19 protein-coding genes are annotated in these 19171 nt (G+C 75.7%); 10 read left to right on the top strand and 9 right to left on the bottom strand.

Annotated features, from left to right (window positions below; all coding sequences use genetic code 11):
* Positions 1-158 precede the first annotated feature (158 nt).
* Positions 159-1346 (top strand): transposase, encoded by a 1188-nt coding sequence (locus ACFXOZ_RS18535; protein ID WP_380591462.1) that lies wholly within the window; start codon positions 159-161, stop codon positions 1344-1346.
* Positions 1347-1503: 157 nt separating this feature from the next.
* Positions 1504-2559 (top strand): FAD-dependent monooxygenase, encoded by a 1056-nt coding sequence (locus tag ACFXOZ_RS18540; protein WP_380591464.1) that lies wholly within the window; start codon positions 1504-1506, stop codon positions 2557-2559.
* 76 nt (positions 2560-2635) lie between these two features.
* On the opposite strand, the gene ACFXOZ_RS18545 is transcribed toward ACFXOZ_RS18540, so the two are convergent.
* From ACFXOZ_RS18545 to ACFXOZ_RS18560, 4 genes are all read right to left on the bottom strand, one after another.
* Positions 2636-3883 (bottom strand): hypothetical protein, encoded by a 1248-nt coding sequence (locus ACFXOZ_RS18545; protein ID WP_380591466.1) that lies wholly within the window; start codon positions 3881-3883, stop codon positions 2636-2638.
* Positions 3873-4502: a SigE family RNA polymerase sigma factor gene (locus ACFXOZ_RS18550; protein ID WP_380522974.1), complete on the bottom strand. Its 630-nt coding sequence runs from the start codon at positions 4500-4502 to the stop codon at positions 3873-3875. The genes ACFXOZ_RS18545 and ACFXOZ_RS18550 overlap by 11 nt, the downstream gene beginning before the upstream one ends.
* A gap of 100 nt (positions 4503-4602) precedes the next feature.
* Complete coding sequence (locus tag ACFXOZ_RS18555) at positions 4603-5292, bottom strand: phosphatase PAP2 family protein (protein ID WP_380591468.1); 690 nt, start codon at positions 5290-5292, stop codon at positions 4603-4605.
* Positions 5293-5353: 61 nt separating this feature from the next.
* Positions 5354-5785 (bottom strand): GNAT family N-acetyltransferase, encoded by a 432-nt coding sequence (locus ACFXOZ_RS18560; RefSeq protein ID WP_380591470.1) that lies wholly within the window; start codon positions 5783-5785, stop codon positions 5354-5356.
* Positions 5786-6047: 262 nt separating this feature from the next.
* Here ACFXOZ_RS18560 and ACFXOZ_RS18565 point away from each other — a divergent pair, with 262 nt between their 5' ends.
* Positions 6048-6965, top strand: coding sequence for a hypothetical protein (locus ACFXOZ_RS18565; protein WP_380591472.1), 918 nt, complete (start codon positions 6048-6050; stop codon positions 6963-6965).
* Between the two features lie 8 nt (positions 6966-6973).
* Positions 6974-8047: a helix-turn-helix domain-containing protein gene (locus ACFXOZ_RS18570; RefSeq protein WP_380591474.1), complete on the top strand. Its 1074-nt coding sequence runs from the start codon at positions 6974-6976 to the stop codon at positions 8045-8047.
* A gap of 86 nt (positions 8048-8133) precedes the next feature.
* Here the strand turns inward: ACFXOZ_RS18570 and ACFXOZ_RS18575 are convergent, their stop codons facing one another.
* Both ACFXOZ_RS18575 and ACFXOZ_RS18580 read right to left on the bottom strand, forming a co-directional pair.
* Positions 8134-9696, bottom strand: coding sequence for a DEAD/DEAH box helicase (locus ACFXOZ_RS18575; protein WP_380591475.1), 1563 nt, complete (start codon positions 9694-9696; stop codon positions 8134-8136).
* A gap of 274 nt (positions 9697-9970) precedes the next feature.
* Positions 9971-10174 carry a cold-shock protein gene (locus ACFXOZ_RS18580; RefSeq protein ID WP_045694210.1) on the bottom strand — a complete coding sequence of 68 codons (204 nt, stop codon included), beginning with the start codon at positions 10172-10174 and terminating at the stop codon, positions 9971-9973.
* 269 nt (positions 10175-10443) lie between these two features.
* Here ACFXOZ_RS18580 and ACFXOZ_RS18585 point away from each other — a divergent pair, with 269 nt between their 5' ends.
* Positions 10444-10671: a hypothetical protein gene (locus ACFXOZ_RS18585; protein WP_380400328.1), complete on the top strand. Its 228-nt coding sequence runs from the start codon at positions 10444-10446 to the stop codon at positions 10669-10671.
* A gap of 45 nt (positions 10672-10716) precedes the next feature.
* Here the strand turns inward: ACFXOZ_RS18585 and ACFXOZ_RS18590 are convergent, their stop codons facing one another.
* Positions 10717-11127 (bottom strand): PPOX class F420-dependent oxidoreductase, encoded by a 411-nt coding sequence (locus ACFXOZ_RS18590; protein ID WP_380522979.1) that lies wholly within the window; start codon positions 11125-11127, stop codon positions 10717-10719.
* Between the two features lie 143 nt (positions 11128-11270).
* On the opposite strand from ACFXOZ_RS18590, the gene ACFXOZ_RS18595 reads away from it, so the two are divergent.
* Positions 11271-12350: an alpha/beta hydrolase gene (locus tag ACFXOZ_RS18595; protein ID WP_380591477.1), complete on the top strand. Its 1080-nt coding sequence runs from the start codon at positions 11271-11273 to the stop codon at positions 12348-12350.
* A gap of 95 nt (positions 12351-12445) precedes the next feature.
* Here ACFXOZ_RS18595 and ACFXOZ_RS18600 read toward each other — a convergent pair whose 3' ends face one another.
* Entirely contained in the window at positions 12446-13024 is a 579-nt protein-coding gene (locus ACFXOZ_RS18600; protein WP_380522981.1) for a helix-turn-helix domain-containing protein, read from the bottom strand.
* Positions 13021-14529, bottom strand: a complete 1509-nt coding sequence (locus ACFXOZ_RS18605) for an MFS transporter (protein ID WP_380591479.1) — start codon at positions 14527-14529, stop codon at positions 13021-13023. Before ACFXOZ_RS18605 ends, ACFXOZ_RS18600 begins: the two co-directional genes overlap by 4 nt.
* Before the next feature lie 506 nt (positions 14530-15035).
* On the opposite strand from ACFXOZ_RS18605, the gene ACFXOZ_RS18610 reads away from it, so the two are divergent.
* From ACFXOZ_RS18610 to ACFXOZ_RS18625, 4 genes are all read left to right on the top strand, one after another.
* A complete protein-coding gene (locus tag ACFXOZ_RS18610; protein ID WP_380523006.1) occupies positions 15036-16352 on the top strand; it encodes a molybdopterin-dependent oxidoreductase in 1317 nt (438 codons plus the stop codon).
* Positions 16349-16849, top strand: coding sequence for a hypothetical protein (locus tag ACFXOZ_RS18615; protein ID WP_380591481.1), 501 nt, complete (start codon positions 16349-16351; stop codon positions 16847-16849). Before ACFXOZ_RS18610 ends, ACFXOZ_RS18615 begins: the two co-directional genes overlap by 4 nt.
* Before the next feature lie 77 nt (positions 16850-16926).
* Positions 16927-17781 carry an S-methyl-5'-thioadenosine phosphorylase gene (locus tag ACFXOZ_RS18620; protein WP_380591482.1) on the top strand — a complete coding sequence of 285 codons (855 nt, stop codon included), beginning with the start codon at positions 16927-16929 and terminating at the stop codon, positions 17779-17781.
* Complete coding sequence (locus ACFXOZ_RS18625; RefSeq protein WP_380591484.1) at positions 17774-19144, top strand: glycosyltransferase 87 family protein; 1371 nt, start codon at positions 17774-17776, stop codon at positions 19142-19144. Before ACFXOZ_RS18620 ends, ACFXOZ_RS18625 begins: the two co-directional genes overlap by 8 nt.
* The last annotated feature ends 27 nt before the right edge of the window (positions 19145-19171 follow it).

Genomic DNA, 19171 nt, shown 5'->3' on the forward strand with positions numbered 1-19171 from the left:
CCGTTTTTACCCCTCGGGTGGGTGTGGTGTTTTTTTTTTAACCCCCCCCCCCCCGCGGCCCGGCCCCCCCCGCGCGCGCCCCCCCCCGCCCCCCCGGGGCGGGGGCCGCGGCGGCGGTTTTCGGTCACCCCGGGCGAAGGGGAAATAGGCTTGCCGCCATGACCGTTCGCGCTGGTGTGGACACGATCTTCACTCGACCCGCGGAGCCCGACACCCGGCGCCGGACCGCCCGCCGTACGCAGTCCGATCGCACCCTGTCCGATCGTGCCCCGTCCGTCCGCCCGCCGGGCACCACGGACCCCGGACCGACGGCCGGCGGCGTCCTGGACGAGCTGTCCGAGGTGCTCTTCGCCCCGCTGCCGCGCAGCGACCAGCGCGCCAAGGGCGCCCTCTACCTGCGCGGGCTGATCGCGGCGGAGGGCCGCAAGTCGATCCGGAACATCGCCGCCCAGGTCGGCGGCCCCGAACTCGCCCAGAGCCTGCACCACTTCATCGCCGCGTCCACCTGGGACTGGGAGCCGGTCAGCAGGGCGCTGCAGCGCCACGCCGACAACGAACTGCGCTTCACCGCCTGGGTGGTGCAGGCGCTGCCGGTCCCCCGGAAGGGCCGGCAGGCGATCGGCATGTGGGGCGTGGCCAGCGACGTCACGGTGCCGGTCAGGTGGCACCTGGTGCCGTTCGGCCAGGCGGCGGCCGGGTGCGTCGCGGCGGCCGCCCGGGTGTGCGACCCGAGCACGATCGGGCCCCGCCCGGTCGTCCTGGACCTCCCGGGGGCCGAGCTGGGGCCGGTCTTCGACCGCTACGCGCGGGCGGGCGCGCCGCTGCTGTCCGCCGTCCCCGCCACCCTGCCGGTGCTGGACCAGGGGGCGGGCCGCGGTGCGGGCCGGGGCGGCCGCTCGCTGCCCGCCGCCCGGGTGCTGCAACTGCACCGGATGCTCCGCCGGCCGGTGGAGTGGACGGACCCGGCGACGGGCGCCGTGCGCCGGAGCCTGGTCGGCGGCGTGCCGGTGGAGTGGGCCGGGCTGCCGCTGCTGCTGCTGGGGCAGTGGGACGCCGGGCAGGAGCAGCCGGTCGGCTGCTGGCTGACGAACCTGACGGCGACGCCGCTCGGGGTGCTGCTGCGGCTGGCGAAGCTCCCGCGGCGGGTCGAGCAGGACTTCGCCGGTTCCGCCTCGCACGTCGGGGCCCTGGACGACTACGAGGGGCGCGGTGCCGACGGCTGGCACCGCCACATGACCCTGGCGGCCGCCGCGCACGTGGCCCAGGTGGTGGCCGCGGCGCGGGCCCGGGTCCGTCCGTGGACCCACTGCATGGTGTCGATGGAGCGGATGGGCCGCTCGTTCTGAGCGTACGGAGCGGGAGCCACGGCGCACCGACCACGCAAATCGGACATCGCCCGTTTCAAACCTCGGAGTTCGTCCTGTGTCACCTCGGCGGGAGGTTCTGACACAGGCAACGTGACCGCATCGCCCGGTCCGTCCCCCCGGAGCCATCATCGGAAGCATGCGAATTCTGGTTGCCGGCGGTGGTGTCAGCGGTCTGGCCACGGCGGTTGCGCTGGGGGCGCGCGGCCATCACGTCCTCGTCCTGGAGCAGTGGCCGGTGCTCACCGGGGACGGGGCGGGCGTCCGGCTGGCGCCGCCCGCGTTCCGGCTGCTGGACCGGCTCGGCGTCGGCGACGCCGTCCGCGAACGGTCCCTGGTGATCGACGAGTTCCGGGTGATGGACGGCGCGACCGGGGAGCCGGTGAGCTCGATGGCCCTGCCCGCCCGGCACGGCGACGGCCGCCCGACGCACGCGACGGCCCACCGGCTGGACGTCTACGAGCCGCTGCTGGAGGCCTGCTGGGAGCTGGAGTCCGTCCAACTGCTCGCGGACAGCCGGGTGGTCGGCTACACCGAGCACGGCGAGTCGGTGGTCGCGACGCTCGCCGACGGACGCAGCGTCACCGGCGACGCCCTGATCCTCTCCGGCACGGCCCGCTCGGTCGTCCGCCGGGACCCTCGGTGGGCCGACCGCACCCCGCGGTCGCGGCTCGCGGTCTACCACACCGTTCTCCCGATGGAACTGGTCGCGGGCCGCTGGCAGGACGGCGCCGCCACCAGCTGGGTCGGCGCGCAGTGGCAGGTGGCGCACTTCCCGCTGCCCGACTCCCGTTACCTCAGCCTCTCCGCGACCCGCCACCGGTACGGCGGAGCGGACCTGGACGGCACCCGGGTCGACCTGGAGCAGGTGCTCGCGGCCTTCCCGGAGATCGGCTACGCCGCCCGCAACGTGCTGACCATGGGCCGGGACTGGCGCGCCTGGACCGTCCCGGACCGGGCCGCCGGGGCGGGCCGGGTCCGCGGCCGGGTCGCCCTGGTGGGCGAGCGCGCCGAAGCATCCGGCCCGCTGGAGGACCCGGGCGGCCTGCGGCACGCGCTGGAGGACGCCGTCGACCTGGGCACGGGCTGGGACGCCTCGGCGGGCGACGCGCTCCGCTGGCTCGCCGACTTCGACGCCCGCCGCACCGCGCCGGCCCCGGAGGTCCCGACCGGCTGCGGCGGCGGGCTGCGCTGACCGTGCCGCCACCGGAACGGCGCCCCGGCCCCGGGTGAGCGTCAACTCACCGTGCCGGAGCGCCGGTTCCCCCCGCTCAGCGGTGCCAGGCCGGGTCGGTCACGATCGCCTTCAACCGGTCGGTGTCGAGCGCCGGATCGCCCGGGCGGTAGGTGTAGGAGTTCTCGCCGTTGCCCTCCGAGATCTGCACCCGGCTGCCGTCCGGGTAGTGCACGGCGGCCAGCCAGTGCAGCACCGGGTCGGTCGCGGTCTTCCCGTTGCCGAAGCGGTTGGTGACGACGACCGCCCCGTCCGGCCGCTTCTCCCGCACCTCCAGCGGGGTCGGCAGGTCGCCGCCCATTCCGGCGAACTCGTCGCGGCCGCGCTGGGACGGCGGGTCCGCGTTGACCACCAGTCGGCTGGTGCGGCCCTCGAAGGTGAGGATGAGCGCGCCGTGCTCCGGGTCCTGGCTCTGCACCTCGGCCCCGGCGGGCAGCAGCGGGACGAGCTTCGCGAGCAGGCCCGGGCCGGCGAGAGTGGTGGCGGTCGGTGCGGGCGTCAGGCCGGCGGCGGGCCCCGGGGTGCCGTCGGCCGGGCGGAGGGTGGCGAAGATCCGGTCCCAGGCCGGGGAGGTGACCAGGGCCGTCAGCTGGGCGGCGTCGAGCGGCGGGTTCGGCCGGTTCGCCGTGGCGGGCTGCCCGTTGTACTCGGTGAACTCGATCCGCCGGCCGTCCGGGGACGCCCAGGTGACCCGCCATTCCCGGCCGTTCTCGGGGTGCAGGCTGCGCAGCTTGTCGATCACCAGGACCGAGCCGTCCGGCCGGACCGTCCGGTCGCAGGAGTCCTGCGGCATGTCGGTCGGGTCCATGCAGACCGCGCTCACCTCGGGCTTGAAGTCCGTCCGTTGGGCGCTGAACATGAGGATGCTCGCTCCCGCGCCGTCGTCGAACAGCAGGGTGGTGCCGGTCCGGTGCGGGTCGGCGATCCCGCGCGAGCGGTCGGTGAGGCCCGTCACCGTGCCCTTCGGCAGCAGCTCGGTGAACAGCGCGTTCAGCTCCTGGTCGGACAGCGTCGGCAGGGCGGGGCCCGGCGGGCCGACCGGGCCGACCGGGCCGGAGGTGCCGCCGCGGACGGCCGCGAAGCCGCCGGCCCCGGCCAGCACCAGCACCGCGAGGCCGCTCGCGAGGACGGCCCGGCGGTTGCGCCGCCGCCGGCGGCCGCGCTGCTCGGCCTGCGCGGCCAGGGCGTGGTGCACCGGCTCGGGGGCCAGCTCGGCGGCGCCGCGCAGGGCGCGGGCGAAGCCGTCGGTCAACGCGTCCGCGAATGCGTCGTCGTCACTGGGCATGGCGCAGCACCGCCTTCCGGGAGGGGCCGTCGGGGCCGGTCTTCGTGCGGGATCCGTCCGTCGCCGTCCTGCTTCCTGTCGCCGTCGATCCGCTCAGGACGGCGTCGAGGTCCTCGCCCAGCACGGCGCGCAGCCGCGCGAGGGCCCGCCGGGAGCGGGTGCGGACGGCGGCACTGCTCAGCCGCAGCACGGCGGCGGTCACCTCGACGCTGCGGTCCTCCCAGAAGCGCAGCACCAGCACCGCGCGGTCCGGGGCGGGGAGTTCGGCGAGGGCGCGCAGCAGGGTCAGCCGCAGCGCCGGGTCCGGGTCGTCGACGCCGACCTCGGGGAACTCGTCGGTGACGCGCTCGGAGGCGCTGCGCTTGCGCCGGTAGGAGAGGAAGGTGTTGACCAGGACGGTCTGGGCGTAGCCGCTGGGGTTGTCCAGCCGGGATATCCGCCGCCACTTGACGTAGATCCGGCCGAGGGCCTCCTGCACCAGGTCCTCGGCGAGATGGGCGTCACCGCCGGTGAGCAGGAAGGCGGTGCGCAGCAGGTGCCGGGCGCGGGCGGCGACGAAGTCCGGGAACTCCGGCCAGGGTGGTTCGGGCGACGCTGCCGCACGCGATTCTTGATCCATACCTTGGTAACGCGGTGGGCCCGGCATCGTGTGACAGTCCGTTCGCCGGGGGTTCGTCAGGCCTTCGTCGGAGCGCCGTCGGAGCGCCGGCCGGGCGCCGTCAGGGCGCCGGGCTCGGCTGCCGGGCCCGGCGGGAGCCTACCCGGGGCAGGGCGGCGGTGCCGAGGGCGAGCCAGCCGGCGGCGAGCAGCCAGCCGCCGAGGACGTCCAGGGGCCAGTGCACGCCGAGGTAGATCCGGCTGAGGCCGACGGCCGCCGCGAACAGCAGGGCGCCCGCGACGGCGGCCCTGGTGGCGGCCGGGTGGGCGCGGGTCACGGCGAGGGCGAGCAGGCCGGCGCAGAGCGCGGAGGTGAAGGAGTGGCCGGACGGGAAGGAGAAGCCGGAGGCGGCGGTGGCCCAGTCGGCGTGCGGTGGGCGGGGGCGGGCGCAGGCCGCCATGAGGCCGTAGCGCAGCAGTTGGCCGGCGAGCAGCCAGAGCAGCGGGGCGAGCAGCAGCAGGACGGCCCGGCGGGTGGGGCGCGGGGCGGGCAGGGCCCGGACGGTGACAGCGCCGGCGGCCAGGGCGAGCAGGTAGGGCACCGCGCCGGTGCCGAGCGAGGTGACCGCCGCGGCGGCCGTCCGGGCGGCGGACGGCCGGTGGGCGGTGCTCCAGTCGGCGGCGTCCCGCTCGAAGCCGTACGGTGCCCAGCCGTGCTCGGCCAGCAGGGCCGCCAGGGCCGCGAACAGCAGCAGCGCGGCCGCGGCCGCGGCCGCCCACCGGCGGGGCCGGGCGGTCGGCGGGTGGTCCATCGTGGCGGGCGCCCTTCCTCGGGAGACGGGGGTGCGGGCTCGCGCCCCGCGGCCGGGGCGGTCAGCCCGCCGCCATCGGACGGTACATGCCGATCGAGTCGTGGGTCGCGGTGTCCTTGAAGCCGAACCGCTCGTAGAGGAGGCGTGCGGGCCCGTCCGCGATCAGCGAGACGTAGGCGGTGGCGGGTGCCCGGCGGTCCAGTTCCTCGGTGAGGGCGGCCATGATGCGCTTGCCGAGGCCGCGGCCCTGGTGGGCCGGGTGGACGCAGATGTCGACGATCTGGAACGCGGTGCCGCCGTCGCCGATGATCCGGCCCATGCCGATCGGCTCGCCCTCGTGGTGCAGGACCACGCCGTACCAGGTGTTGGGCAGGCCGATCGCGACGTCCTCGGGGGCCCGGTCGGAGAGGCCCGCGTCGGTGCGCAGGCGGCGGAAGACCTCGACGGTGGGGACACCCGGGTGCAGCTCGTAAGGGTCATTCGTGCTTGTCATGCATTACATCGTACAGGTCGGGTGCGACGGGTCCCCCTCCCGGCGCGCGTGCCCGAACCCTCCGGTCCGCCGCCGCCCGTCCGCACGGCGATCATCCTTGACGGAGCGTCGGCGGGTGGCGGAAAGCCCGGATCCGGCACCTCGGGGAGCCGGACCCGGGCCCCGGAGACCCCGGGGGGGGGAGGTGCCCGGAGGTGGTCGGAGGGCTCGCCGTACCATGTCCGACCTGTGGGTTTCGTCAGGGCGTGGAGGGGACGGGCGGGTGGCCAGGGTCGAGTGGGCCGGTGGGCTGGGACGGCTGGTGGGCGCGGCGGCCGAGCTGGGGGAGGCGGGCCGGCAGGCGGTGCTGCGCGGCGGGCGGTCCGCGGCGGGCGGGCGCTGGGCGCTGGCGGCCCTGGGCTCGGTGGCCCCGCCTCCGGTGCCGGCCACCGAGCCGTGGAAGCTCGCGCTGGGCACGCTGATCGGCCGTCACCCCCGGACGCCGGCCGTGGCGCACAAGCTGCTCGGGCTGCTCGACGGCTACGGCGCGGTGCACCTGGGGCCGGTGCGGGTCGGTTTCGACGGTGAGGAGGTCGAGTGGGACAAGGTCGTCGAGATCCGTACCCGCAACGCCTTCGAGGTGCTGACCACCAGTGCCCTGGAGCAGGACGTGGACCGGATCCGCGAGTTCCTCCCGCCGGTGCCCGGCCGCAAGTGGGCGGTCACCAAGGCGGGTGAGGCGCTGGCCACGGTCGTCCTCGCGGCGCTCGAACGCGGCTCGGTCGACCAGCGGCTGGACGAACTGACCGTTCCGGCCCAGATCGTCCACCGCGGCCTGCTCGGCCGGCCGCGCACCCTGGACGCGGGCTGCTTCGCCGCCGCCGCGCTGGTGATCGTCGGTCAGGCCGGGGAGAGCCTGATCGCGACCGCCCGGCAGCGGGGCATCCCGGTCCGGCCCGCCGAGGCCATGACCGAGGCGGACCGGGCGGAGCACGTCGCGGTGCTGCGCGAGCGCACCGACGCCGTCGCCCGGCTGCTGGGCCGGATCGAGCAGGGCGATCCGGAGCAGTCGGGGCGGCCGGAGCAGTTCGAGCGCCCCGAGCGGCCGGGGGAGCTGCCCGCGGTCTCCCTGGACAAGGCTCCCCCGGCTGCGGCTGCGGCCCGGGGCCTGTCCGATCCACAGCCCCGCCCGGCGGGATGATCCGACTCTTGGACGGTGTTGCGGCGACGGTGGGGGAGGAGCCCGAGGCGGCGGAAGCGACGGCGGTGACCGGGACGGTGTTCCGTGGCGAGGAGCTGCCCGCGAGCGAACGCTTCGACTGCTGGCGGGAGTTGCTGGAACGGACCCGGGCCTGCGAGGCGACCAGCGCCCACGCCGGCGACTTCCGGGCGGAGCTGCGGCGGGCCGAGCTGGGCGAGGTGGTCCTGCTCGGGACGTCGTTCCCGTCGGTGCGCTTCCGGCGGACGGAGCGCATGGTGCGCCGGGCCGACACGGGCGTCTACCACCTGTCGTTCCTCCAGCAGGGCACCATGGCGCTGGCCCGCGGGGCCGGCCGGACGGAGACCCTCGGGCCGGGCTCCCTGCACCTGGTGGACAGCTCGCACCCGTACGACCTGCGGACCTTCGGCGGCCCGACCGACGGGGGCACCGTCCCCCGGCTCTCCGGGGTCGGCGTCGACTTCCCGGCCGAACTGCTGCCGCTGCCGCCGCACCGGCTGCGCGACCTGCTCGGCCGCGCCTTCTCCGCCCGGGAGGGCTCGGCGGCGCTGCTGTCGCAGTTCCTGGTCGGGCTGGACCGGCAGGCGACGGCGCTGCGGCCGGCCGAGGCGGCCCGGCTGGGGACGATCGTGGTCGACCTGGTCGCCGCCTGGGTCGCCGGGGAGCTGGAGGCCGAGGCCGCCGTCCCGGAGGAGACCCGGCACCGGGCTCTCGCCGAGGCGGTGCGCGCCTTCGTCCGGCGCAACCTCCAGGACCCCGACCTCACCCCCGCGACGATCGCCGCCGCCCACCACGTCTCCGTCAGCCACCTGCACCGGGTCTTCACCCGGGAGGCGCCGGACGGCGAGACCCTCGCCGCCTGGATCCGCGGCCAACGCCTGGACCGCGCCCGCCGCGACCTCGCCGACCCCGCCCAGCGCACCACCGCCGTCCAGGCCGTCGCGGCCCGCTGGGGCTTTCCCCGCGCGGACGATTTCAGCCGGGCCTTCCGGGCCGCGTACGGGCTCCCGCCCCGTGAGCACCGCTCCCGGGCGCTGGCCGAACGGGCGGCCGAGGGCGGGTGAGCCCGGCTGGGCCGGGTGCGGCCGCGCGCGGTGGGGTGCCGCCGGGTGGGCCGGGTGCGGTCGGACGGTCGGCGGGCCCGGTGGTGCTACTCGGAGCGAGCGGGCCGTCGGGGTGCCCGGTGGTGGTGGCCGGAGGAACCCTGGCCGTCACGGTCGGTGGCCGTCCGGCCGCCACCACCGGTGCTCCGACCGCCGCCGCCGGTGCCGCGGGCGCTGCCGGAGCCGGGGGAAGGACGGCCGCGTCGGCCGTGACCCGCCGACGGGCCGCGGCGCGACCGCTCGACCACGGGGTCGGGCACGGTGACGGGCACGCCGCTGGGCACCCGGGCCCCGGTGATCCGGGCCAGGTCCTCGTCACCGGCGGTGACCCTGGTGGTGACGGGCGTGATCCCGGCGGTGCTCATCATCCGGACCGTCCCGCGGCGCTGCTTGGGCAGCACCAGCGTGACGACGGTGCCGGACTCCCCGGCCCGGGCCGTGCGCCCGCCCCGGTGCAGGTAGTCCTTGTGGTCGGTCGGCGGCTCCAGGTTGACGACGAGGTCGAGGCCGTCGATGTGGATGCCCCGGGCGGCGACGTTGGTCGCGATCAGCGCGGTCACCTGGCCGGTGCGGAACTGCTCCAGGGTGCGGGTGCGCTGCGCCTGGAGCTTGCCGCCGTGCAGGGCCGCGGCCCGCACCCCGGTCGCCAGCAGCTCCTCCACCAGCCGGTCCGCGCCGTGCTTGGTCTCGGTGAACATGATCACCCGGCCGTCGCGGGAGGCGATGTGGGCGATCGTGGCGCCCTTGTCGTAGTTCTGCACGTGCAGCACGTGGTGCTCCATCGTGCCGACCGCCCCCGCGGCCGGGTCGACCGAGTGGGTGACCGGGTCCGTCAGGAAGCGTCGCACCAGGCCGTCGACCCCGCGGTCCAGGGTCGCGGAGAACAGCATCGTCTGGCCGCCCCGGTCGATCTGGTCGAGGATCTCGGTGACCTGCGGCAGGAAGCCCATGTCGGCCATCTGGTCGGCCTCGTCGAGCACCGTGATGCCGACCTGGTCCAGTCGGCACTCGCCGCGCAGGACGAGGTCCTTGAGCCGGCCGGGGGTGGCCACCACGATCTCCGCCCCCCGGTTCAGCATCCAGGCCTGGCGGCTGAGCGAGGTCCCGCCGACCACGGTCGCCGTCCGCAGCCGCAGGGCGCGGGCGTACGGGGTGAGGGCCTCGGTGACCTGCTGGGCGAGCTCGCGGGTGGGGACCAGCACCAGGACCAGCGGACAGCCCGGCTCGGCCCGGCGCCCGGCGGTGCGGGCGAGCGCGGCGAGGCCGTACGCGAGGGTCTTGCCGGAGCCGGTACGGCCCCGGCCGAGGACGTCGCGGCCGGCCAGCGAGTTGGGCAGCGTCGCGCCCTGGATCGGGAACGGCGTGGTGACGCCCTGGCGGGTCAGCGTCGACAGCAGCGGCTGGGGCAGGTCCAGCTCGGTGAAGGACTCGACCGCCGGCAGCGCCGGGGTGGAGCTCTCCGGAAGTGCGAACTCGCCCTGTCCGGCGGGGCTTTGGGGGGTGTTCCGGCCGACGGGGCGGCGGCCCCGGAAGGGCCGGCCGGCGGAGCGGGAAGCGGTGGTGGGGCGGACGTCTGCGTCTCGGTAGGAGGAGCGACCGGAGCGGGTCATGCGGGAACCTTCCTCAGGGCGGCACGTCACGAGGAAGGCTCCGGTGGCGCGGGGCGCAGGGGAGACCGCAGGGAACGGGCCGGAAGTGTGACGGGCGGAGCGTGGACGGTCGGACCGTGCGGGGTACGTCACCGCAGTCGGCCCGCACCGCGGAGGGGCGGGCGCGCAGAACCTCGAACCGTGGGCGTTCGCGGCGGGGAACGCCGAGGGGCCCGCCCCGGGCATGTGCGCGGTGCGGGCCCCTCACCACCAGGCGAGTGCCGTGGCGGGTGAACTACAGCGGGCGAATGTTCTCGGCCTGCGGGCCCTTCTGGCCCTGCGTCACGTCGAACTCGACCTTCTGGCCCTCAAGCAGCTCACGGAAGCCATTGGCGTTGATGTTCGAGTAGTGGGCGAAGACGTCCGGGCCGCCACCCTCCTGCTCGATGAAGCCGAAGCCCTTCTCCGAGTTGAACCACTTCACAGTGCCATTAGCCATTAAAAGTCTCCTTCAAGGGACTGTCCGAGAGCACGCACGGTGCGTGCTTCGAGTCACCGCATGAAGTGCCCACCGGGGAAGAGCCGGGGAACGAAAAATGCGCCTGCAAGATCAGCAGGCGCACACAAAGTTCATGGGAACCACTACTGCAACTAAGTCGACTGTAGCAGGCTGCTGCCCCCGATGGCGGTACTTTTCGGGACGACGTCGAAATCGTGACGTCGAAATGGGCCCGAACCCGTGCTGTCGCGGCGCATACTGAATGACAAATGACGAATTTTTCAGCAGGTCGCCGCCCCCTGCCCACCAGCCCCTTCAAGCCCCGGACCGAGGCGCCGCGCAAGCACTTCGCCGTCGGGGACCGGGTCACCCACGACGGGTTCGGCCTCGGCCGGGTCATCGCCGTCGAGGGTGACGGAGACATCGCGGTGCTCGTCGACTTCGGATCGCGCCAGGAGCGCATCACCCAGCCGTACACCGCGATGTTCCGGCTCTGACCCCGGCACTCCGCCCCCGACGACGGTGCCGCCGGGCCCGCCCGGTCACCCGACGTCGCGGGCGGCGCTGCCGAGCGCCTCCAGGTTCCAGGTGATGATCCGACGGGGGTGCACCCGGACGATGTCCTTGCTGAACCGGTCGGGCGCCACCGGTGGCACGTCCACGGCCAGTACCTCCGCCCGGCCCCTGATCTCGATGCCGCGCCCCCAGCCGGCGGTGACCGGGTGGTCGGCCGGAGCCATGTCGTCCACCAGCACGGACACCTCGGGACGCGCCTGGGCGTTGCGGTACTTCCGGCTGCGGGCCATCCCGGGCCCGCCGATGTCGATGGTGCCGTCCTCGTTGAGCCGGAAGCCCACCGGGCGGACCTGTGGGCTGCCGTCGGGGCCGAGGGTGGCCAGGCGGGCCAGCAGCTGGGTGGAGAGGTACGCGCGCTCCGTCGTGGTGAAGATCATGCGAATCACCGTAGGAGCTGGAGCGCCCTTGAGGTCAAGACCCCCGAAGGCCCGGGTCCGCCGGACCCCCGACCGCGGCCCGCTGCCGGCCCGGTCGTAGCCTGAGCGGCGCAAGCCCGCATCTCAACTTTCAGGGGGAAAGCATGCGTTGGCGCACCTTGGCGACCGCCGCCCTGCTCGCCGCGGTCACCGCGACGGGTCTGGGCGCGCCCGCCGCGAGCGCGGCCGGGCCGGGGGAGCCGGGAGGGCTCGTCCCCGCCGCCGACCGCGAGGTCACCTTCACCGCGGACGGCACCACGGCCTACGGCACCCTGCACGTCCCCGCCCACCGGGCCGGGCAGCGGCTGCCCGCCGCGCTGCTGCTGCCCGGCAGCGGCCCGACCGACCGCAACGGCGACGAGCCGCCCGCGCTCACCCCGGGCACCCTGGCCGCCGTCGCCGGCACCCTGGGCACGGACGGGGTGATGACCCTGCGCTTCGACAAGTACTTCACCGGTCGCACCGGCGCCGGCGCCTACCAGGGCGACCCCGGCCGGCTCGACCTGCCCGCCTTCACCCGCCAGGCGGCCGCGGCCTACACCACCCTGCGGGACCAGCCGGAGGCCGACCGGCGCGCGCTCATGGTGGTGGGCCACAGCGAAGGCGGGCTCCAGGCGCTGCTGGTCGCCCGTACGGTCCGGCCCGCGCCGGCCGGCCTGGCGCTGCTGGCCTCGCAGGACGAGCGGCTGCTGGACCTGCTGACCGCCCAGCTCGGTGACCAGCTCGACCAGGCGGTCGCGGCCGGACAGCTCACCGAGGAGGTGGCGCGAGCGAACAAGGCGGGGGTGGCCGCCGCCGTCGCCGACTTCCGGGCGGGCCGGCCCACCGACACCGGTGCCCTGCTGCCGCCGCTGGCCGGGCTGCTGAACGCGCTGTTCGGCCCGAACAACGCCCGCTTCGTCCGCAGCGACGACGCGGTCTACCCGCCGGACGCCGCCCGGGCGGTGCGCCCCGGAACCAGGGTGACCGTCACCTGCGGCACCGCCGACACCAACGTGCCCTGCGCGACCGTGCCGCCGCTGCTCGGCGCCCTGGGCCGGGCGCACACCACCGGCCCGGGCCTGCGCACCCTGGACGGCGTGGACCACTTCCTCCACCCGGCGGGCACTCCGGTGAACGACCACGCGCTGGCCCCGGCGGTGGAGGCCGCGCTGCACGAGTTCGCCCGCCCCTGGAAGCGCTGAGCCCGGTCCGGCCGCTCGGCGGCGCCGGCCGTTCCGAGCGGCCCCGCGGGGGGTCCCCGCGGGGGGTCCCCGCGGGGGTCCCCGCGGGGGCGGGGTCAGCTCGGGCGGCTGGCGGCCAGCAGGTCGCGCAGGAGCGGCAGCAGCTCCTCCGGGTCGGCCGCCGCGAGTTCGCTGAACGCCCCGCTGGAGCGGGCCAGCACGATGCCGGCGAAGGCGGCCGCGGCGAGCTCGGCCCGCAGTTGCGGCCGGTCCACCCCCTCGGCGGTGAAGCGCTCGCGCAGCGGGTCCACCATCCGCCCGTACAGGTAGGCGCGGGAGGCCTGCTGCACCTCGGTGTTGTCGCCGGGCTGCACCGCGGCCTGGAAGGACGGGCCGGGGCCGCGCTGGGTGAGCCGCACCAGCAGGGTGCGCAGCCGTTCCTCCTCCAGCAGGTCGGCAGGGGGCTCGTTGCCGAGTTCGAGCTGGACGGTGGCCAGGTAGAGCTGGGTCTTGCCGCCGAAGTAGCGGGCGATCAACGCCGGGTCGACACCGGCCCGTTCGCCGATCTCCCGGGTGGTGGTGCGTTCGTAGCCGCGTTCGGCGAAGAGCTCCAGGGCCGCCTGGATCAGCAGTTCGCGGCTGCGGGCGGCGTCCCGGCGGCGCGGGGGCGCGGGCCCGTCGGACGGCGCGGTCACCGTTCAGTCCCCGCCCGCAGCACGGGTACCTCGCCCTCGCCGGCCACGGCGTCGGCGATGCTCTCTTCCACCATCAGCTCCTCGTCCACTCGCACCCCGTTCCGGGCGGCGGCCGCGGCACTGACCCGCGGCAGGACGATCGTAGTCAGACCGATCACCACCCAGACCGCGCAGCCGATCAGCGCGGCGTCCCGGTAGCCGCTGTCGGCGGGCAGCAGCTGCCCGGGCGCGGTGTGGGCCTGGAGCACGGCGCCGCACAGGGCGCTGCCGGTGGAGTACCCGATGGTGCGCAGCAGTTGGTTGAAGCTGACCGCGCTGCCGACCTCCTGGGCGGGCACGGCGGCGACGATCAGACCCGGCATCACGGCGAAGGTGCAGCCCACCCCGAGCCCGGCGATCCCCATCACCACCAGGTGCTCCCACAGGTGGTCGCGGGCGAAGAGGAAGGCCAGCATCGAGACGAGCGAGAGGGCGCAGCCGATCGGCAGGACGAGGGCGGAGGAGGTGCGCCGGGTGAGGACGGGCACCATCTTGCTGGACAGCAGGCTGACCGCGGAGAAGGGCAGCAGGACCAGCCCGGCCACCACGACGGAGGCGCCCAGGCCGTAGCCGGTGCCGGTCGGGGTCTGGACGTAGCGGATCACCAGGGAGATCAGCAGGTACATCCCGACGCCCGCGACCAGGCCGGCCACGTCGGCGCTCAGCACCACGGGGTTGCGCAGGCTGCGCAGGTCGACCAGCGGGTGGGCGGTGCGCAGCTCGTGCCGGACCCAGGCGGCGAGCAGCAGCACCGACAGCGCGGCCACCGTCCACAGCCGGCCGGAGGCCCAGCCCCAGCTCTCGCCCTCGCTGAGCACCAGCAGCAGTCCGACCAGGGCGAGGCTGAGCAGGACGGTGCCGGGCACGTCGAGCGGCCGTCGTTCGCGGTGCTTCGCCGCGGGCAGCACCAGGACGGCGAGCAGCAGGGCGAGCCCGCTGATCACGGCGCCGAACCAGAAGCCCGCGTGGATGCCGAAGGACTGGGCGATCAGCCCGGTGATCGGGTAGCCCAGGCCGACGCCCGCCACGGTGGTGATGGACAGCAGCGCGACCGCCGAGCGGGAGGCCGCGGCGGGCAGGGCGTCCCGGGCGGTGGCGATGGCCAGCGGGGTGAGGCCGACGCCGACGCCCTGGAGCGCGCGGCCGGCGATCAGCCACCAGAAGCCCAGCGGCAGCGCGGCCAGCACGCTGCCGAGCACGACCACGGCGGCGGCCGCCAGGGTGACGGTCCGGCGGTCCGGCCCGTCGCCGAGGCGGCCGAGCACCGGGGTGGCGATCGCGCCGACCAGCATGGTGATGGTCAGCGACCACTGGGCCTCGGCGAGCGAGACGTGGTCGACGGCGGCGATGGTCGGGATCATCGGGGCGCCGAGGCTGCTGATCACCGCCACCACGGCGCTGAGGAACACCAGGACGGGCACCAGGGCCCGCTCACGTCGCGTCGACAGGCCCGTCGGGGTCTCCATGGACGCGCCCTCCCTTGTCATAGATCGAGCGTTCGGACCGGGGGCGGTGCGCCGCCCCGGGCACCCCGGGGCACGGCCGGCCGAGGGATGTCACCAGCCGATGTCATCAGTTGATGTCTTCCGATGATGACATACCCGGAAGGGGTGGCGGGAGAGGGGTCCGGGCCCGAGCAGCTGTGAACCGGGCCAGGGCCGTCCGGGTGATAGCCCGGTCGGTCCCGGGCGGCTTCACCGGGAGCGCTCCGTCCGGGTGGTTGGCTGTCCGGCGGGCTGCGGCCGACCGGTCGTCGTCGGCCGAACGGACCGTCGGCGCACGCCCGTTCCCTTCCCGGTGGCAGGCGGCCGACGAGCGGCGCCCCGCTGACTCCCCGGGCGACTGGAGGTGGTCGGTGGACACGGCGCGCAACGGTGACGAACCGCCGGGGAAGCGGCCCCGACGGCCCGCCGCCGCGCTGGGCGCCCTCGCCCGGGCCGTCGGACGCGGCGGCGCCGCGGTCACCGCCCGGCTGTCCGGCGCGGCGGCGGCACTCGCCGGGCGGCTCGACCGCCTGCCCGCGCCGCCCGGACCGTTCCGGCCCCGGTTCTGGCGCAGCCCGATCCGCGGGCCGTGGCTGACCTCGGTGTTCGGGCTGGTGCTGCTGCTCGGGATCCCGGTGCTCTTCGTGACCGGCGCCCTCTCGTACGCCGCCTACAACCCCGACCTCGACCCGCTCAACGATCAGACGCCGGACAAGGGCGTGCTCGGCTTCTACCTGTTCGACTGGCCCACCAGCCCGTCCTGGCTGTACCGGCTCACCCAGGGCGTGCACGTGACCCTCGGCGTGGTCCTGGTGCCGGTCCTGCTGGCCAAGTTGTGGTCGGTGATCCCCAAGCTGTTCGAGTGGCCGCCGGTGCGCGGCGCGGCCCACGCGCTGGAGCGGCTGTCGCTGCTGATGCTTGTCGGCGGCGCCGTCTTCGAGTTCGCCACCGGCATCCTCAACATCCAGCTCCACTACGTCTTCCCGGGGTCCTTCTACACCCTGCACTTCTACGGCGCGTGGGTGTTCATCGCCGCGTTCACCGTCCACGTCGCGCTCCGGCTGGGCCGGATGGTCCGCGCCCTGCGGTCCCGCTCGCTGCTGGTCGAGCTGCGCACCGGCCGGACCGGCACCCGGCCCGAACCCCCGGACGCCGACGGGCTGGTGGCGCCCGAGCCCGCCCCGCCGACGATCGCCCGCCGAGGGGCGCTCGCGCTGGTCGGGTCCGGCTCCCTGGCGCTGCTGGTGGTGACCGCGGGGCAGAGCATCGGCGGCCGGCTGCGGGGCACCGCCCTGCTGGCGCCGCACAACCGGGACCGGGACTCGGGGCCGAACGGCTTCCAGGTCAACAAGACCGCGGCCGCCGTCGGCGTCACGGCCGCGCTGGTCGGGCCGGACTGGCGGCTGGAGCTCCACGGCAGCGGGCCCGTCCGGGTGTTCACCCGGGAGCAGCTGCTCGCCCTGCCGCAGCGCTCGGCCCGGCTGCCGATCGCCTGCGTGGAGGGCTGGTCCACCGAGGACCAGCAGTGGAGCGGACTGCCGCTCGCCGACCTCGCCGCCCTGGCCGGACTGCCCGACGCCGCGAACGTCCTGGTGGAGTCGGTCCAGCCGCCCGGCCCGTACACCTCCGTGGTGCTGCGGGGCAACCAGATCCGCGACCCCCGCTCGCTGCTCGCCCTGCGCGTCAACGGCGCCGAGCTCTCGCTCGACCACGGCTACCCCGCGCGGATCATCGTCCCGGCCAACCCCGGTGTGAACAACACCAAATGGGTCGGCCGCCTGACCTTCCGGACGGGGCGGGCATGACCGGGCCGAGGAGCCGCCGGGCGGCCTTCACCCGCTGGTACGGTGCCGGACCGCTGCACCTGCTGGTGCTGCTCGCCTCCCTCGCCCTGACCGGCTACGCCGTCGAGCGGCTGGTGACGGTCCGGCCGCTCGCGGTGGCGGTCTGGTTCGTCGGCGCCGCCGTCGCCCACGACCTGATCCTGCTCCCGCTGTACTCGCTCGCCGACCTCTCGGCCCGGTCCGTGCTGCGCCACCGCGCCGCGCCCGCGCCGACCGTCGGCCGGATCAACTTCCTGCGGGTCCCGGCGTTCCTCTCCGGTCTGCTGCTGCTCGTCTGGTTCCCGCTGATCCTCGACCTCTCCGCGCCCTACCCGGGCGCCACCGGGCTCTCGGAGGGCGTCTACCTCGGCCGCTGGCTCGCCGTCACCGCCGCTCTGTTCGGGGCCTCCGCCCTCGCCCTCGCCGTCACGCTGCGCCGCGCCCGGCGCCGGGGCGCCCGCGACGTTCGGGAACCGTAAGGACGTGCTTCGCCCGGTCCGCCCCGATCCGTTCCTACAGTGGTCGGGACCGGACCCCCGAGGAGAGGTTGACCAACGTGACGGTACATCAGGAGAGTTCCCGGGCCGAGCTGGGCGTGATCGGCGGTTCGGGGCTGTACGCGCTGCTGGACGAAGTGGCGGAGGTGCGGGTGGAGACGCCGTACGGTCCGCCCAGCGACGCGGTGTTCGTGGGGGAGGTGGCCGGGCGCCGGGTGGCGTTCCTGCCCCGGCACGGGCGGGGCCACGGGGTGCCGCCGCATCGGATCAACTACCGGGCGAACCTGTGGGCGCTGCGCTCGCTGGGGGTGCGGCAGGTGCTGGGGCCGTGTGCGGTGGGCGGGTTGCGGGCGGAGTTCGGCCCGGGGGCGCTGGTGGTGCCGGACCAGTTCGTGGACCGGACCTCGGGGCGGGTGCAGACCTACTACGACGGGCTGCCGCTGCCGGACGGATCGGTGCCGGGGGTGGTGCACGTGTCGATGGCCGATCCGTACTGTCCGGCGGGGCGGGCCGCGGTGCTGGGGGCGGCGCGTTCGGTGGCCTGGGAACCGGTGGACGGCGGGACGCTGGTGGTGATCGAGGGGCCGCGGTTCTCCACTCGGGCGGAGTCGCGCTGGTTCGCGGCCGACGGCTGGTCGGTGGTCGGGATGACCGGGCACCCCGAGGCCGTACTGGCCCGTGAACTCGGGCTCTGCTACAGCTCGTTGGCGCTGGTCACCGACCACGACGCGGGAGTGGGGAACGGCGAGGGCGTCACCCACGCGGAGGTGCTGGAGGTCTTCGCCGGGAACGTCGACCGGCTGCGCACCGTCCTGTTCAAGGCCCTGGAGGCCCTGCCCGCCGACCGGGAATGCCCCTGCCCGCACGCCCTGGACGGTCTGACCACCGGCCTGCCCGGTGTTCCCGGTGACTGACCGCCCGGTGCTCACCCGGACCCTGCCCTGCGCCGCCGCCCTCGCCGCCCTGGTCGCCGCCCTCGCGGGGACCGTGACCGGCGGCGGCACGCTCGCCGACCGGGCGCCGCTGTACGACTGGTACGCCCTGGACGCCGCCCTCTTCGCCCTCGCCCTGCTCCTGCTGCGGCGGGTGGAGGAGCGCCGGGTGGCACCGATCGTGCTGGCCGGGAGCGTCCTGGTCGCCGCCGTCGGGCTGCTCGCGCCGCCGCGCACCAGCGACGACGCCTACCGCTACGTGTGGGACGGGCGGGTCCAGGCCGCCGGGACCTCCCCGTACGCCCACGCCCCGGACGACCCGGCGCTGCTCCGGCTGCGCGACCCCGGCCTGTTCCCGGTCGGCGGCGGCTGCACGGCCTGGGACGAGCACCGCACCGCGGCCGGGGACTGCACCCGGATCAACCGGCCCGCCGTGCACACCATCTACCCGCCGGTCGCCGAGGCCTGGTTCCTCGCCGAGCACCCCTTCGGCGCCGGGGTGCGCGGCGTTCAGGTCGGCGGCGCCCTGCTGGCGGTCGCCACCACCGCCCTGCTGGCCCGGCGCGGCCGGCGGGCCGCGCTCTGGGGCTGGTGCCCGGGCGTGACGGTGTGGGCCGTCAACGACGCCCACGTCGACACCCTCGGCGCGCTGCTCATGGTGGCCGGGCTCGGCTGCGCGGCCCGCCACCGGGCCGGGCCCGCCGGCGCCCTGCTCGGAGCGGCGGTGGCGACCAAACTGCTGCCCGCGCTCGCCCTGCCCGGGGCGTTCTCGGGCCTGCTCGCCCGGCGGCCCGCCAAGCGCGACCTCGTCCTGACCGCCGCGGCCCTCGGCACCTTCGCCGCGGTCTACCTCCCGTACGTCGCGGCCTCCGGCCTCGGCGTCCTGGGCTACCTGCCCGGCTACCTCCGGGAGGAGGGCTACGAGCAGGGCCACCTGGAGCGCTTCGGCCTGGTGCGGGCGCTGCTGCCGGACCGCTGGGCGCCGTGGGCGGCCGCCCTGGTGCTGGCCGCGGTGGTGCTGTGGGTGCTGCGCCGGGGCGACCCGGCCCGCCCCTGGCGCGGCGCGCTGCTGGTCACCGGGACGGCCCTGCTGCTGGTCGCGCCCAGCTACCCCTGGTACGGGCTGCTGGTGGTGGCCCTGGTCGGGCTGGACGGGCGGTGGGAGTGGCTGGCCGTCCCGGCCGCCGGGCAGGTGCTCTACCTGGTGGGCGGCGAGGACGCCCAACGCACCGCCTACGGCGCCGCGCTGGCCTGCGTGCTGGCCGTCCCGGCGCTGCGCGCCCTGGCCGGGGCCCTGTCGCTCCGGCTGGTGCGCGGGGGCGGGCCGGAGATGACGAAAGTCTGACGGGACGCCCCCGCCACTGGCCCCGGA

This window comes from Kitasatospora sp. NPDC059160 (assembly GCF_042755465.1).
Taxonomy (GTDB): Bacteria; Actinomycetota; Actinomycetes; order Streptomycetales; family Streptomycetaceae; genus Kitasatospora.